General features: G+C 71.3%; 11 protein-coding genes and 1 pseudogene. 2 read left to right on the top strand and 10 right to left on the bottom strand.

Features of this window, described 5'->3' with window-relative positions; genetic code table 11:
• The 10 genes and pseudogenes from ybeY to MU852_RS09325 all read right to left on the bottom strand — a co-directional run bounded on the left by ybeY (position 1) and on the right by MU852_RS09325 (position 7,861).
• Positions 1-456 carry an rRNA maturation RNase YbeY gene (gene ybeY, locus MU852_RS09370; RefSeq protein ID WP_249749374.1) on the bottom strand — a complete coding sequence of 152 codons (456 nt, stop codon included), beginning with the start codon at positions 454-456 and terminating at the stop codon, positions 1-3.
• The gene (locus MU852_RS09365; RefSeq protein WP_249749373.1) at positions 453-1,439 is read right to left on the bottom strand and encodes a PhoH family protein; all 987 of its coding nucleotides are present in this window, start codon (positions 1,437-1,439) and stop codon (positions 453-455) included. The genes ybeY and MU852_RS09365 overlap by 4 nt, the downstream gene beginning before the upstream one ends.
• A complete protein-coding gene (miaB, locus tag MU852_RS09360) occupies positions 1,429-2,862 on the bottom strand; it encodes a tRNA (N6-isopentenyl adenosine(37)-C2)-methylthiotransferase MiaB (RefSeq protein WP_249749372.1) in 1,434 nt (477 codons plus the stop codon). Before miaB ends, MU852_RS09365 begins: the two co-directional genes overlap by 11 nt.
• A 65-nt stretch (positions 2,863-2,927) precedes the next feature.
• Positions 2,928-3,407, bottom strand: a complete 480-nt coding sequence (locus tag MU852_RS09355; RefSeq protein WP_249749371.1) for a Fur family transcriptional regulator — start codon at positions 3,405-3,407, stop codon at positions 2,928-2,930.
• 27 nt (positions 3,408-3,434) lie between these two features.
• A complete protein-coding gene (gene rimI, locus MU852_RS09350) occupies positions 3,435-3,863 on the bottom strand; it encodes a ribosomal protein S18-alanine N-acetyltransferase (RefSeq protein WP_249749370.1) in 429 nt (142 codons plus the stop codon).
• A complete protein-coding gene (gene tsaB / locus MU852_RS09345) occupies positions 3,860-4,567 on the bottom strand; it encodes a tRNA (adenosine(37)-N6)-threonylcarbamoyltransferase complex dimerization subunit type 1 TsaB (RefSeq protein ID WP_249749369.1) in 708 nt (235 codons plus the stop codon). The genes rimI and tsaB overlap by 4 nt, the downstream gene beginning before the upstream one ends.
• Before the next feature lie 32 nt (positions 4,568-4,599).
• On the bottom strand, positions 4,600-4,977 hold the full coding sequence (locus MU852_RS09340) for a helix-turn-helix domain-containing protein (RefSeq protein WP_249749368.1): 378 nt from the start codon (positions 4,975-4,977) through the stop codon (positions 4,600-4,602).
• Between the two features lie 71 nt (positions 4,978-5,048).
• On the bottom strand, positions 5,049-5,645 hold the full coding sequence (locus MU852_RS09335) for a helix-turn-helix domain-containing protein (RefSeq protein WP_249749367.1): 597 nt from the start codon (positions 5,643-5,645) through the stop codon (positions 5,049-5,051).
• A 69-nt stretch (positions 5,646-5,714) separates the two neighbouring features.
• A pseudogene (locus MU852_RS09330) lies at positions 5,715-6,271 on the bottom strand (NifU family protein).
• A gap of 42 nt (positions 6,272-6,313) precedes the next feature.
• The gene (locus MU852_RS09325) at positions 6,314-7,861 is read right to left on the bottom strand and encodes a helicase HerA-like domain-containing protein (RefSeq protein ID WP_249749366.1); all 1,548 of its coding nucleotides are present in this window, start codon (positions 7,859-7,861) and stop codon (positions 6,314-6,316) included.
• Between the two features lie 109 nt (positions 7,862-7,970).
• On the opposite strand from MU852_RS09325, the gene MU852_RS09320 reads away from it, so the two are divergent.
• Positions 7,971-9,098 (top strand): AI-2E family transporter, encoded by a 1,128-nt coding sequence (locus MU852_RS09320; RefSeq protein ID WP_249749365.1) that lies wholly within the window; start codon positions 7,971-7,973, stop codon positions 9,096-9,098.
• Positions 9,099-9,434: 336 nt separating this feature from the next.
• A complete protein-coding gene (locus MU852_RS09315) occupies positions 9,435-14,294 on the top strand; it encodes an NAD-glutamate dehydrogenase (RefSeq protein ID WP_249749364.1) in 4,860 nt (1,619 codons plus the stop codon).
• The last annotated feature ends 6 nt before the right edge of the window (positions 14,295-14,300 follow it).

Raw genomic sequence — 14,300 nt, 5'->3', positions numbered from 1 at the left:
TCATGCCCGCCCCTCGCGTTCGGCGGCGTAAGGGTCGGCCACGCCCAGCCCGGCCAGGATATCCCGCTCCTCGGCTTCCATCTCTTCCGCCTCGGCGTCGTCCTCGTGGTCGCGGCCCAGCAGGTGAAGCACGCCGTGGACGACCAGATGGCTCAAGTGGTCGGCCAGGGTCTTGCCCTGGACTTGCGCCTCCTCGGCGCAGACGCCGTGGGCCAGGACGATGTCGCCCAGGTGCGGAAAGGCGTTCTCCGGCGCGGGAAAGGACAGCACATTGGTCGGCCGGTCCTTGTCGCGGAAGCGCGCGTTCAGCGCGCGCACCGCCGCGTCGTCGCTTAGCAGCACGACCACGTCGCCCTCGACCGTCCCCAGCGCCGCCTTGGCCGCGCGGGCGGCGACGGCCTCGGCGTCCGGCAGGGCGGCCGTCCAGGCGCCCGCCTCGACCTCGACCTCGATCATGCGTCGTCTTCGAGGTCGGGCGCGGGCAGGCGGCGCGCCGCGTCGGCGTCATAGGCGCGCACGATCCGCTCGACCATGGCGTGGCGCACCACGTCCTCGGCCGCGAACTTCAGGATGCCGACGCCCTGAACGCCGTCCAGGATGCGCAGCGCATGGGCCAGGCCGGAATCACGCGGATTCAGCAGGTCGATCTGCGACGGGTCGCCCGTCACCACCATGCGCGCCCCCTCGCCCAGCCGGGTCAGGACCATCTTCATCTGCAGGCGGCTGGTGTTCTGGGCCTCGTCGACGATGACGAAGGCGTGGCTCAGGGTGCGGCCGCGCATGAAGGCGATGGGCGCGGCCTCGATCTCGCCCTTGTCGCGGCGGCGCTGGACGTCCTCGGGCCCCAGGATGTCGTTCAGCGCCTCCCAGATGGGGGCCAGATAGGGATCGACCTTCTCGTTCAGGTCGCCCGGCAGGAAGCCCAGCTTCTCGCCCGCCTCGACCGCCGGACGGGTGATGACCAGCCGGTCCACCTGTCCCCGCCTCAGCAGGCTGGCGCCGTAGGCCGCCGCCAGGAAGGTCTTGCCCGTGCCGGCCGGCCCGACGCCGAAGCTCAGTTCGCACCGCCCCAGCATGTCCAGATAGGCGGCCTGGGCCTTGGTCTTGGGCACGATGGCGCCGCGCTTGCCGCCGGGCAGGGACACGCCCGCCGCCGCCATGCCCGGCGTGCCCTTGCCGCCGCGGGCCTGGCCCAGGGCGGCGCGCACGTCGGCTTCCGTCACCTCGGCGCCCAGGGCCGCCCGCTTGGCCAGGTCCTCGATGACGCGGCGGGCGTCGCCGCGGTCGCGGGCGCCGCCGTTGACCGACACGCCGCCGCCCGGCGCCTCGACCAGCACCTTGAAGGCGTCCTCGATCAGGGCGACGTGCCGGCTGTTGGGTCCGACCACCGCGCGCAGCTCGGCGTCGTTCAGGGGAATGAATTCGCTTTCACGCGCCAAGCACGGAGACTCCAAGGTCCCGCGAAGACGGGACGGGGGCGATCGGTTTTCCGGTCAGGCTGTTCTGCTGACCGCTGACGATCTCGACGGGAACGATCTTCCCGATCAGATGATCCGCGTCGTCGACATGGACAGACTGAAGATAGGGCGAGCGGCCGATGGCCTGGCGGCCGTGGCGGCCCTTCTTCTCGAACAGGACGTCAAGGGTGCGCCCCGCCTGGGCGGCGTTGAAGGCCACCTGCTGTTCCAGCAACAGGGCCTGCAGCCGGTGCAGCCGGTCCTTGGCGACCTCGGGCGGGACCTGGGCGCCCATGCCGGCGGCCGGCGTGCCGGGGCGCGGCGAATACATGAAGGAGAAGGCGCTGGCGTAGTTCACGCGCCGCACCAGGTCCATCGTGTCCTCGAAGTCCCGCTCGGTCTCGCCGGGGAAGCCGACGATGAAGTCGCCCGACAGCGCCATGTCCGGCCGCGCGGCGCGGATGCGCTCGATCAGGTCGAAATACTTCTGACGCCCGTGCTTCCTGTTCATCAGCCGCAGGATGCGGTCCGAACCCGACTGAACCGGCAGGTGCAGATAGGGCATCAGGGCGTCCAGATCGCCGTGCGCCGCGATCAGGTCGTCGGACATGTCGTTGGGGTGGCTGGTCGTATAGCGGATGCGGTCCAGGCCGGGGATTTCGGCCAGGGCATGGGCCAGCTCGGCCAGGGTCGCCTTCTTTCCGTCCGCCCGCTCTCCGTCATAGGCGTTGACGTTCTGGCCCAGCAGGGTGACCTCGCGCACGCCCCGATCGGCCAGGGCGCGAGCCTCGTCCAGCACGGCCGCCAGCGGCCGCGACCATTCGGCCCCGCGCGTATAGGGCACCACGCAGAAGGTGCAGAACTTGTCGCACCCCTCCTGCACCGTCAGGAAGGCGGTCACCCCGTCGCCGCCGCGCGTCGCAGGCAGGGCGTCGAACTTGTCGTTGGGGGCGAAGTCGGCGCCGATCCGTTCGCCCCGCGCCCGCGCCGTGCGGGTCAGCAGCTCGGGCAGCTGGTGATAGGCCTGGGGGCCGACCACCAGGTCCACCGCCGGCTGGCGGCGCATGATCTCCTCGCCCTCGGCCTGGGCGACGCAGCCTGCGACGGCGATCGTCATCGTCGTGTTCGAAGTCGCCGCTTTCGCGTCCTTCAATTCTCTCAGCTTGCCTAGCTCGGAATAGACCTTCTCGGCGGCCTTCTCGCGGATGTGGCAGGTGTTGAGGATGACGAAGTCGGCGTCGTCCGGCGTCTCGGTCGGCGCATAGCCCAGCGGGCGCAGCACATCGGCCATGCGCTCGGAATCATAGACGTTCATCTGGCAGCCGTAGGTCTTGATGAACAGGCGCTTGGTCGGCGCGTGTTCGGCCTCGGCCTCGGCCGCTTGCGGAACCAGGGTGTCGGTCATCGCGGCTCTTTAGAGCGCTATCGCGCTTTGCGCTACTTGAGCGCGTCGAATCCGGCCTTTCGACGTCAGGACGCCGTCTCGGGATCGACGCGCGCGGCGTGACGCTTGAAGATCAGCCCCTCGCGCTTGGACGGCTCGGCCCCCTCGACCGGCACGCCGTACAGTTCCAGCTTGTGGCCGATCAGTTCGAAGCCCAGCCGTTCGGCGATCTCGGTCTTCAGCCGCTCGATCTCGGCGTCGAAGAATTCGATCACCTCGCCCGAGCGGGTGTCGATCAGGTGATCGTGATGGTCGTCGCCAGCCTCTTCATAGCGGCTGCGGCCATCGCCGAAGTCGTGCTTCTCGACCACCCCGGCCTCCTCGAACAGCCGCACCGTGCGATAGACGGTGGCGATCGAGATGTGCGGGTCGATGGCCGAGGCGCGGCGGTACAGCTCCTCCACGTCGGGGTGGTCTTCGGCGTTGGAGAGCACGCGGGCGATCACCCGACGCTGCTCGGTCATGCGCATGCCGCGCTCGGCGCAGAGTTTTTCGATCCGGTCCATGCCCCTAGAATAGGGGCTGTCGTCGCGTCAGGGAAGCGCCGCCGTGTCCGGCCGGTCGACCAGGTCGCGTTCCAGCACCAGGGCGTCGGTCCGGCCGCCGTCGTAATAGCCCCGGCGCCGCCCGATCTGTCGGAAACCGGCGCGGTCGTAGAGGGCGCGGGCGGCGGCGTTGTCCTCGGCCACCTCCAGGAAGATCCGGGTCGCGCCGGCCTGCGCCGCCCGGACCGCGCCCTGCCCCGCCAGCCGCCCGCCCAGGCCCGCGCCGCGCGCCGCAGGCCGCACCGCCAGGGTCAGGATCTCGGCTTCCTCCAGCACCACGCGCATCAGGATGAAGCCGTCCGCCTCGGCCACGGGCGAGACGCCGGGCTGGGCCAGCAGATCGGCGAAGACCGCCGCGCTCCACGGCGCGGGAAAGGCGCTGGCGTGCAGGGCGGCCAGGGCCGTCGGATCGCTCATCGCGACGCCCGATCCGCCGGGCCCGGGCGCGGCTGGCCCGGCAGGCGGCTGGGCGGGGTGGCGTCGGGCGCGCGCAGATAGAGGGGTCGGGGCGGGCGCGTGGCCGGATCGCCCGCCCGGGTCAGGCGCGCCAGGGCCTGCGGCGACGGGGCGACGCGCGGATCCAGGTCCAGCCTGGCCAGATCGGGAAAGGCCTCGGCCAGGACGGGGGCGCCGCTTCCGACCCATCGCGCCGGGCGGCCCAGGGCCTGGACGGCGCGCGCCGCGTCCTCCAGCGTCAAGGCCGCATCCGGCCCCAGCGGACCGCCGGCGTCGAACAGGCGCGCATAGACCTGCCCTCGCCGCGCGTCGACCAGGGCCGCGACGGGACCGCCGTCATCGGCGACGGACGCGGCCAGGGCTTCCAGCGTCGACAGGCCCAGCACGGGCCGGTCCAGCGCCGCCCCCAATCCCAGGGCGAAGGCCAGGCCGACGCGCAGTCCGGTGAAGGAGCCCGGCCCCACCGTGACGCCGATCCGCTCGACGGCGTCGAAGCCGGTCTTCGCCTGGCCTCCGGCTTCCGTTACGACGTCGCGGACCAGACCGCCCAGACGCTCCTGGTGCCCCTTGGCCATCGGCTCGAACCGGACGGCCAGCGGCCGCTCGCCGTCGAACACCGCCGCCGTGCAGGCGCCCAGCGCCGTGTCGATCACCAGAACAGTCATGCCGGCGTTCTAGAACCGGATCGCCCGCGAGCCTAGGCCGCCGCGAGAACCTCGACCAGCCGCGTCAGGGCCCGGCGCACGGCCGGGTCGTGGATGCGGGCGAAGCCGTCGGCCAGGGCCTGGCCCTCGGGCGTGGTCGTCAGGGCGCGCAGGGTGGTCAGTTCGGCGGCGTCCTCTCCGTCGGGCCGATCCGGGAAGAAGGCTTCGACCGGCAGGCCCAGGGCCAGCGACAGGGCGTGCAGACGCGACACCGAGATGCGGTTCTGCCCGTTCTCATACTTCTGAATCTGCTGGCAGCTGACGCCGACCAGGCCCGCCAGCGCCGTCTGCGACAGACCCAGGGCGCGCCGCCGAACGGCGATCCGGGCGCCGACGACGGCGTCCACGGCCTTGGCGGATCGGGCGGTCATGCGATCTGGCGGTCTCCGTTCAGGACAACCAGACCGTTTCATGAAACGAAATGATTTGCAACCGTAAGGTTTCACCCGTCCAGACGCGCGACCACCGCCGAGACCAGGGCCGTCTGGCGGCGGGGAACGGTCTCCACCGCGTCCAGGGCGCCCGCGCCGGCCAGATGCAGGGCCTCGGCGTCGGCGCCGCGATACAGCCGCACCCGCACCGAGCCGTCGATCATCTCCAAGACGCATCCCTGCCCCTGGCGGGGCCACTGACCGGGCCGGTATTCCACCACCACGCCGGACTCGGCCCAGGGCGCCAGGCTGTCGTCAGAAATCTGCAGCCGCCTGACGCGGGGCGATGGGGTGTCGAAGCCGCGTCCCCGCGCCTCCAGACCGTCGGGGGCCGGGGCGTCCGCGGCCCCGCTGTCCGGCGGGGCGCCCAGGCCTTCGCGCGCAAGGGCCAGATCCTCGGGCGAGGCGTCCAGCGCCGCAGTCAGCCGCCGCTGCACGTCGGGGCGGAACAGGCCCGGGCGACGGCCGGCCTCATACAGGCCCCAACCCTGGCTGGTCATGCCCAGGCGCGCGCCGGCTTCGGCCTGCGACAGGCCGCGATCGCGGCGCAGGGCGGCCAGGGCTTCGCCCAGGCGAAGCGCGTCGGGATCGGGCTGGAAGCGCGACATGGCGCAAGGATGGCGCCGCTTGCCCGCCAAGGCGAGACGAAATCGTTTCACCTCACCCGTAAAGGTTGGTCAGAGCGTCTGTTCCACCCGCGTCACTTCAGGAACATAGTGGCGCATCATCTGCTCCACCCCGCCTTCAGCGTCGCCGACGACGACGGACAGCCCGAGCAGGCGCCCCGCATCCGCAGGGACAGGACGCCGGTCTCTTCGTCGAAGGAATCGAACAGGATGTCGCCGCCGTCCTGGGCCACGGCCGGACGGATGCGGCTGTCCAGCAGCGCCTTGATCTCGGCCACGATCTCGCTGTCGTCCTCGGCGTGGGTCTCGGCCCCCGCCCCGTCGCGGGTCAGCGGCTGGCCCGAGACGAAATGGTCCATGACGGCCGCCAGGATCGCCGGCTTCATCTCGGTCCAGTCCGGCCCCTGGGCCTGGCGCGTGACCGACACATAGTCCGCGCCGAAGAAGACGCCGTCGACGCCTTCCAGCTGGAACAGGGCCTCGGCCAGGGGCGAGGCGGTCGCCGCGTCGATGGTGCGATACTCCAGCGCCGCGTCCGGCGAGACATCGCGGCCGGGCAGGAACTTCAGCACGTTCGGGTTGGGCGTGGGTTCGGTCTGGATGAACATGGTGCGCAGATGCGCCCCGCCCGCCCCGGATTCAAGGGGCGTTCAGCGCCGCTTCAGCCCGCCCAGCACGCCGCGCAGCAGTTCGCGCGTCAGGGTCGATCCGGCCGTGCGCAGCACCGACTTGGTCAGGGCCTCCATCGGCGTCTGGCGACTGGCGCTGCGGCGGGCCGGCGCGCGCGGCGCCGCCCGGGCCTGCTCCCGCGCCGCCTCCCTGGCCGCCTTCTCGTCGGCCTTGGCGCGCGCCTCGGCGGCCTTGGCCTGCTCGGCCTGGGCCCGGACCTGGGCCTCGGCCTGGTCGGCGGCGGCGTGGCGGGCGGCCAGGATCTCCTCGGCGGATTCGCGGTTGACCACCTGGTCGTAGAGGCCGCGCACGGGGCTGGCGGCCATGACGGCGGCGCGTTCGGCGTCGGTGGCGGGACCCAGGCGGGAGTCCGGCGGGCGGATCCTGGTGCGGGCCACCACGGTCGGGGCGCCCTTGTCGTCCAGCACCGACACCAGGGCCTCGCCCACGCCCAGTCCCTGGATGGCCTCGGCGGTGTCGAAGGCCGGATTGACGCGGAAGCTCTGCGAGGCCGCCTTCAGCCCCTTCTGCTCCGAGGGGGTGTAGGCCCTGAGCGCGTGCTGGATGCGGTTGCCCAGCTGAGCCAGGACGCTGTCGGGAATGTCGGCCGGGTTCTGGGTGACGAAATAGACGCCGACGCCCTTGGAGCGGATCAGCCGCACGACCTGCTCGACCTTTTCCAGAAGGGCCTTGGGCGCGTCGTTGAACAGCAGGTGCGCCTCGTCGAAGAAGAAGACCAGGCGCGGCTTGTCGGGGTCGCCCACCTCGGGCAGCTGCTCGAACAGTTCAGACAGCAGCCACAGCAGGAAGGCCGCATACAGCCGCGGGCTGTTCATCAGCCGCGTGGAATCCAGCACATTGACCTGGCCGCGCCCGTCCAGGCCGGTCCGCATCATGTCCTCCAGCCGCAGCGCCGGTTCGCCGAAGAAGGCGGCCCCGCCCTGCTGCTCCAGCTGCAGCAGGGCGCGCTGGATGGCGGCGACGGAGGCCGGGGCGACGTTGCCGACCTCGCGTCCGATCCGATCGGCGTTCTCTCCGACATAGGCCAGGAGGCTGCGCAGGTCCTCCAGGTCCAGCAGCAGCAGGCCTTCCTTGTCGGCGACGTGGAAGGCCACCGTCAGCACGCCCTCCTGGACGTCGTTCAGGTTCAGCATCCGCGCCATCAGCACCGGGCCGATCTCGCTGATGGTGGTGCGGATCGGATGGCCCTTTTCGCCGTACAGGTCCCAGAACACCGTCGGCGCGGCGCGCGGCGTCAGGGTCAGGCCCATGTCCGCCGCCCGCGCGGTCAGCTTCTCGTTGGGCGCGCCGGCCTGGGACACGCCGGACAGGTCGCCCTTCACATCGGCGCAGAAGACCGGCACGCCCGCATCGGAAAAGCCCTGGGCCATGATCTGCAGCGTCACCGTCTTGCCCGTGCCCGTGGCGCCGGCGACGACGCCGTGGCGATTGGCCCGGTGGAACAGCAGGCGCTCGGCCTGGCCCTGATCGGACTGGCCCAGGAAAAGGCCGGGAACGGCGTCGGTCATGAAGGGTCTCCGCGCGACTCGCCCCCAAGCTCTAGCGCAGTCGCCGGCCGGCCGGAACCGCCTGCGTGCCCGAGTTGACGCCGCCGTCGGGGCCGCCGACAACGGACCCATGAAGTCGCCCGTCGCCGTGCCCAGTTCCGTCGTGGCCCGAAACGCCCTGGCCCTGATCGCCACGGTGGCGGCGGGCGCGGCGGTCTATTGGCTCCGGGACATCCTGACGCCCCTGGCCATGGCCATCTTCCTGATGATCATGATCGACGGGCTGAAGCGCTGGGTCGAGACCCGCACGGCGCTGACGGCGCGCTGGGCCGGCGTCGCCGCCCTGGCCCTGGTGGTCCTGGGCTTCTTCGCCTCCATCGCCATCATCGTGAACGGCGCGGCCGGCTTCTTCGGCGAGGCGTCGGGCGTGTCCCAGAACCTGGGCCCGCGCATCGACCAGATCATCCGCGACGTCTGGAGCCTGTTCGGCCAGAACGACCCGCCGACGGCCCAGGACCTGCTGCGCGGGGTCGACCTGCGGGGTTATCTGACCAGCCTGGCGTTCCAGGCCCAGGGCGTGGCGTCCGGCGCCTTCTTCGTCCTGGTCTATCTGGGCTTCCTCCTGGCCTCGCGCGCCGGCTTCCAGCGCAAGATCGTGCACATGTTCCCCGACCGGCATCAGCGCACCGAGGCCCTGGCCGTGTTCCAGCGCGTGCGCGGCGGGGTCGAGGGCTATCTGTGGGTCCAGGCCGTGACCGGGGCCATGATCTGCGTGGCGGCGTGGATCCTGATGCGGGCCGTGGGGCTGCAGAACGCCGAGTTCTGGACCTTCGTCATCTTCATCGTCGGCTTCATCCCCGTGCTGGGCGGGGCGATCGCGGGCCTGGCGCCGCCGCTGTTCGCCCTGGTCCAGTTCGACAGCTACTGGCCGGCCCTGATCCTGCTGGGCGGACTGCAGGCCATCCTGTTCGTGGTCGGCAACATGGTCCAGCCGCGGATGCAGGGCGACAACCAGAACATCGACCCGGTGGTGGTGCTGCTGGCCCTGGCCTTCTGGGGCAAGCTGTGGGGCGTGGTGGGCATGTTCCTGTCCACCCCCCTGGCCGTCATGGCCATGGCGATCCTGGCCGAATTCCGGGGCTCGCGCTGGATGGCGGTGCTGCTGTCCGGCGACGGCCAGCCCTACGCCTCCGAACCGGACGCCCGGGACGGTCCGGGACGGTCGCGAAAGACCCGCGACGCCGGGGAGGAAGGCTGAACGGCCGCTGCGGCGCCTTGTCGCGATTCCATGCGGCGCGGGGCCTTGAACGCCGTCGCCGGCTCCCCATCTCCGCATCAACGCCGCGGGACACTCCCCCTCCGAACCGCGGCGCAAGCGAGACCGGCGCGCCCTCCCCTCCCCAAGCGTCGGCCCGCGCAGGCCGCCGGGTTCCCCCACCCGGCGGCCTACTCGTATGCGGCGCCGCACAATCCTTCCAAGCTGAACGGCGATCATGACAATGATCGACCTTCAGGGGCTTCCCGCGCGACCGGACCTGGCCTAGTCAATCGGATGCGGCCCCCTCCGCGCCGCGTCGTCAGAGACCGAATCTCCATGACCGCCCCCGATCCGCGCCCCGTCCCGGTTCAGCCGATCACCCCGGCCGCGCTGGAGGCGGCCTTCGCGCGGATTTCAGGAACCGGCCCCGGCGCCGCCGAGCGGTCGTTCATCGACCAGGCGCACGAGGACTACGCCGCCGACGAGACGCCCGAACTGGGCGGCGACGATCTGGCCGCCCTGCTGGTCGCCTCGTGGCGAGCCGCCCAGGATTACGCGTCCGGCGCCGCCCCCGTGATCACAGTCGGCCCGCTGCAGGGGGCCGACGGCCAGCCGCTGGGCTACGACCTGGTGCGCATCGTCCAGCCCGACGCGCCCTTCCTGGTCGACAGCGTCATGGGCGCCCTGGCCGAGGCCGGGGTGTCGGTGCGCGCCCTCTATCACCCCGTCGTCGATTGCGACGCGCGGCGGCTGTCGGTCATCATCCTGGTCATCGACGGCGTGCCGCAGGAGCGGCGCGACGCCCTGGGCGAGAACCTGGCGGCCACCCTGGCCGACGTCCACGCCGCCGTCGCCGATCACGCCGAGATGCTGGCCCTGATGCGCCGCTCGGTCGAGCAGCTGGAGGCCACGCCTCCCGCCGGCGTCGACCCCCAGGTCCAGGCCGAGACCCTGGAGTTCCTGCGCTGGCTCAAGAGCGATCATTTCGTCTTCCTGGGCGCGCGCGACTACGACTATCCGCGTTCGGCTGACGGCGACTACGAGGCCGAGGCCCCGCTGAGCCAGGCGGGCGAAGGCCTGGGCGTGCTGCGCGACCCCGAGCAGCGGGTGCTGCGCCGCGCGTCGGAGCCGGCGGTCCTGACCAAGCAGATGCGCCGCCAGCTGGACCTGTCCGAGCCGGTCACCGTGGCCAAGGCCAATCTGCGCTCGCGCGTCCACCGCCGCGCCTACATGGACTACATCGGGGTCAAGCGGTACGGGCCGGACAGCAAGGCGGCGGGCGAGACCCGCTTCGTGGGCCTGTTCACCGCCGAGGCCTACGACCGCGTCGCCTCGGACGTGCCGCTGGTCCGGCGCAAGGTCGCCAACGCCCTGGCCCGCGCCGACAAGGCGCCCGGCAGCCACAACGAAAAGCGGCTGAAGAACATTCTGGAGAACTATCCCCGCGACGAGCTCTTCCAGATTTCCGAAGACGAGCTGCTGTCGATCGCCCTAGGCGTGCTGCACCTCTACGACCGGCCGCGCATCCGCATCTTCACCCGACAGGACCCGTTCGACCGCTTCGTCTCGGTGCTGCTGTTCGTGCCGCGCGAACGCTACGACGTCTCGGTGCGCGAGCGGATCGGCCAGATCCTGGCCCGCGCCTGGGGCGGCCGCATCTCGGCCTGGTATCCGCAGCTGTCCGACGCGCCCCTGACGCGCGTGCACTTCATCATCGGCGTCGAGCCGGGCGAACACCCGACGCCCGACCTGGCCCAGCTTGAGGCCGACGTGGCCGAGGCCGGGCGCGGCTGGATGGAGCGGTTCGAGAGCGCGCTCCGCCGCGCCGACGTGGACGATGTCGCCGTGGGCCCGCTCAGCGCCCGCTGGGCCCGCGCCTTCGGCGCCGCCTATCGCGACCGCTACGACGCCGACGAGGCGGTGCGCGACCTCGACGAGATCGACCGGCTGAACGCCGACGGCCGGCCCGGCGCGGGCGAGGCGGTGGCGGTGCGCGCCTTCCGCGACCCGAACGACAGCCCGCTGCAGTTCCGCTTCAAACTGTACCGCCGCGGCCCGACCGTGCCCCTGTCCGACGTCCTGCCGATCCTGGCCGACATGGGGCTGAAGACGCTGGAGGAATACGGCTATCCGATCCGTCCGCTGGGCGAGGCCGAGATCCACGTCCATGAATTCCTGCTGGAGGACCCGCGCGGCGAGGCCCTGGATTTCGCCGACGTCAAGGCGCCGTTCGAGGCCGCCTTCGCCGCCGTCTGGACCGGCCGGACCGAGAGCGACGGCTTCAACCGCCTGGTGGTCGAGCTGGGCGTGACCTGGCGCGAGGCCGCCCTGGTCCGCACTTTGGCCCGCTATCGCCAGCAGACGGGCCTCGACCCGTCCCAGGCGGTACAGGAAGAGGCGCTGCGCGAATATCCCGACATCTCGCGCGCCCTGGTCGCCCTGTTCCGCGCCAAGTTCGAGGGCGAGGCGGCCGCCGACACGCGCCAGGCCCCGGTCGCCGAACTGAACGACCGGATCAACGCCCTGCTGCAGGACGTGAAGAGCCTGGACCACGACCGGGCGCTGCGCCGCCTGGCCGCCCTGATCGGTGCGATCAAGCGCACCAACTATTTCCAGGTCGACGCCGACGGCGATCCCAAGAGCTACATCTCCATCAAGATCGCCTCGCGCGAGCTTGAGGACCTGCCCCTGCCCAAGCCCTATCGCGAGATCTTCGTCTGGGCGCCGCACGTCGAGGGGGTGCACCTGCGCTTCGGACCCGTGGCGCGCGGGGGCCTGCGCTGGTCCGACCGGCGCGACGACTTCCGCACCGAGGTCCTGGGCCTGGTCAAGGCCCAGCAGGTCAAGAACGCCGTCATCGTGCCCGTCGGCTCCAAGGGCGGCTTCTATCCGAAATGCCTGCCGCGCACGGGCGACCGCGAGGCCGTGCAGGCCGAGGCCATCCGCGCCTACAAGACCTTCCTGTCGGGCCTCCTGGACCTGACCGACAACATCGTCGCCGACGGTTCGGTGGTCCGGCCGCCGCACGTGATCGCCTGGGAGGACGACGATCCCTATCTGGTCGTCGCCGCCGACAAGGGCACGGCCACCTTCTCGGACATCGCCAACGGCGTCTCGGCGTCTTACGGCTTCTGGCTGGGCGACGCCTTCGCCTCGGGCGGCTCGATCGGCTACGACCACAAGGGCATGGGCATCACCGCCCGCGGCGCCTGGGAAGCGGTCAAGCGCCACTTCCGCGAGATGGGCAAGGACATCCAGACCCAGCCCTTCACCATGGTCGGCGTCGGCGACATGTCCGGCGACGTCTTCGGCAACGGCGCCCTGCTGTCCCAGGCCACCCGGCTGGTCGCCGCCTTCGACCACCGCGACATCTTCATCGACCCCGCCCCGGATCCGGCGACCAGCTGGGCCGAGCGCAAGCGGCTGTTCGACCTGCCGCGCTCGTCCTGGCAGGACTACGACAAGAGCCTGATCTCGGAAGGCGGCGGCGTCTTCTCGCGCGCGACCAAGTCGATCCAGCTGACGCCCCAGATCAAGGCGGCGCTGGACATCACCGACGACGTGCTGGACCCGATCAGCCTGATCCGCGCCATCCTGAAGGCGCCGGCCGAACTGCTCTATCTCGGCGGCATCGGCACCTATGTGAAGGCGCCGGCCGAAACCGACGTCCAGGTCGGCGACAAGGCCAACGACGCCGTCCGCATCAACGCCGACGAGCTGCGGGTCCAGGTGGTGGGCGAGGGGGCCAACCTGGGCTTCACCCAGGCCGGCCGCATCCTGTTCGGCCAGAACGGCGGACGCATCAACACCGACGCCATCGACAACTCCGCCGGGGTCGACACTTCCGACCACGAGGTCAACATCAAGATCCTGGTCGGCTCGGCCGTGACCAACGGCGTCCTGCCCGCCGACGACCGCGCGCCGCTTCTGGCCTCCATGACCGAAGAGGTCGGACGCAAGGTCCTGGCCCACAACTACGACCAGACCCTGGCCCTGACGCTGCAGCAGGCCGAGGGGGTCAAGGCGCTGGATTCCCAGCAGCGCTTCATGCAGGCCCTGTCGGCCAAGGGAAAGCTGGACCGCAAGGTCGAGGGCCTGCCGGGCGACGCCCGCGTCAAGGAAATGATGACGGCCGGCGTTCCGCTGGCCCGGCCGGAGCTGGCGGTGCTGACCGCCTACGCCAAGCTGGAGCTGTCGGACGACATCGTCGCCTCGGCCGCGCCCGAGGATCCCTTCTTCGAACAGATCCTGGTCCGCTACTTCCCCGAGCCGCTGGCCCGGTTCGAGCCGGAGATGAAGAGCCACAGGCTGCGGCGCGAGATCATCGCCACCGTCCTGTCGAACGAGGTCGTCAACATGTGCGGCCCGACCTTTCCCGACCGTCTGCGCGGCTCGGCGGAATGCGACACCACCGCCCTGATCATCGCCTTCGAGGCGGCGCGGCGCGTGTTCCGCCTAGACCAGGCCTGGGACGCCGTCTCGGCCCTGGACCTGAAGATTTCGGCCGAGGCCCAGACCGCCCTGTATCAGGAGATCGCCGTCGTCCTGCGCCGCCAGACCTTCTGGCTGGCGCGCCGGGCCAAGGCGGGCCAGTCGGTCCAGGCCCTGATCGACCGCTATCGCCCCGTGGCCGACGCGCTGCAGACCGAGGGCCAGGGCGTGCTGTCGCGCTTCGAACAGGGCCGGCTGGAGGACCGCGTGCGCCGCTTCGCCGACCACGGCGCGCCGGAGGAGCTGACCCGCTCCATCTCGATCATGCGCCCGCTGGTGGCCGCCGCCGACATCGGCGACCTGGCGGCGGAGGCGAACTGGCCCGTGGCGGCGATGGCGCGCCTGTATCACCAGGTCGGCGCCGCCTTCGACTTCGACCGGCTGCGCGCGGCGGCGGGCTCCATCCCGTCGGCCGACCATTTCGATCGCCTGGCGGTGCGCCGCCTGATCGAGGACCTGATGAACGAGCAGTCCGTGCTGACCCGCGCGGTGGCCAGGGCCTCCGACCCCTCGGTCGGCGCCAGCGAGGAGACGGCCGAGGCCGCCGTCGACGCCTGGATCGGGCCGCGCCTGTCGGTGGTCGAGGGCGTTCGCGCCTCGGTGGACGAGATCGAACAGTCCGGCTCGGGCTGGACCTTCGCCAAGCTGACCATCGCCAACGCCACCATCCGCGACCTGGCCGGCGCCGCCGTCGCGACGCGCTGACGGCGC

Source organism: Brevundimonas albigilva (genome assembly GCF_023503965.1).
Classification (GTDB): Bacteria; Pseudomonadota; Alphaproteobacteria; order Caulobacterales; family Caulobacteraceae; genus Brevundimonas; species Brevundimonas albigilva.
Note: the sequence above shows the minus strand (reverse complement) of the source record. Positions and strands in the feature narration are given on the sequence as shown.

Excerpts from the sequence above, each read along its gene's own strand:
- MU852_RS09320 (WP_249749365.1), top strand. The coding sequence starts at position 7,971 with ATGAAGTCGCCCGTCGCCGTGCCCAGTTCCGTCGTGGCCCGAAACGCC.
- ybeY (WP_249749374.1), bottom strand. The coding sequence starts at position 456 with ATGATCGAGGTCGAGGTCGAGGCGGGCGCCTGGACGGCCGCCCTGCCG.
- miaB (WP_249749372.1), bottom strand. The coding sequence starts at position 2,862 with ATGACCGACACCCTGGTTCCGCAAGCGGCCGAGGCCGAGGCCGAACAC.
- rimI (WP_249749370.1), bottom strand. The coding sequence starts at position 3,863 with ATGAGCGATCCGACGGCCCTGGCCGCCCTGCACGCCAGCGCCTTTCCC.
- MU852_RS09315 (WP_249749364.1), top strand. The coding sequence starts at position 9,435 with ATGACCGCCCCCGATCCGCGCCCCGTCCCGGTTCAGCCGATCACCCCG.
- MU852_RS09355 (WP_249749371.1), bottom strand. The coding sequence starts at position 3,407 with ATGGACCGGATCGAAAAACTCTGCGCCGAGCGCGGCATGCGCATGACC.
- tsaB (WP_249749369.1), bottom strand. The coding sequence starts at position 4,567 with ATGACTGTTCTGGTGATCGACACGGCGCTGGGCGCCTGCACGGCGGCG.
- MU852_RS09340 (WP_249749368.1), bottom strand. The coding sequence starts at position 4,977 with ATGACCGCCCGATCCGCCAAGGCCGTGGACGCCGTCGTCGGCGCCCGG.
- MU852_RS09325 (WP_249749366.1), bottom strand. The coding sequence starts at position 7,861 with ATGACCGACGCCGTTCCCGGCCTTTTCCTGGGCCAGTCCGATCAGGGC.
- MU852_RS09335 (WP_249749367.1), bottom strand. The coding sequence starts at position 5,645 with ATGTCGCGCTTCCAGCCCGATCCCGACGCGCTTCGCCTGGGCGAAGCC.